The following is a 454-nucleotide window of genomic DNA, read 5'->3' on the forward strand; positions in this document are numbered from 1 at the left end:
GAGGTCAAACTCCTCCTCGAAGAATATCATCGCCTCTCACCATCGAAACCTTGACCCAGCACCGCAGTGGGTCAGGGGCTCATGGCAGCCGGATACGCACGACTGCGGTCTTCGCCGGATGGCTACGTTGTGAGCTGGTCTCTGAATACGCTGCCGCGCTCACTTTGACGTCCCCGTCGGCCGCGGTTCATGATTCCAGCTAGCGAGCAGCGCCATGACGAGCGCGCCGATACGGGTTGAATGATTCGGCCTGGTGAGGGCCTGACCTTCGTGCCCGTCCTGCGATCACAAACGCGAACGGCCCGCGAGGAGCGGGCCGTTTTGTGTTTGGTTGCGGGGACAGGATTTGAACCTGTGACCTTCAGGTTATGAGCCTGACGAGCTACCGGGCTGCTCCACCCCGCGTCAACCACGAGCAAGCGTTTGCTTGCGAACACGAGCAAGCGTTTGCTTG

The 454-nt window shown here is 60.6% G+C and carries 1 tRNA gene; it reads right to left on the reverse strand.

The features are described from left to right. Positions 1 to 328: 328 nt before the first annotated feature. Positions 329 to 405 (reverse strand) — tRNA-Met (locus O7A05_RS34160). Positions 406 to 454 lie beyond the last annotated feature (49 nt).

This window comes from Mesorhizobium argentiipisi (SeqCode), assembly GCF_037179585.1.
GTDB lineage: Bacteria > Pseudomonadota > Alphaproteobacteria > Rhizobiales > Rhizobiaceae > Mesorhizobium > Mesorhizobium argentiipisi.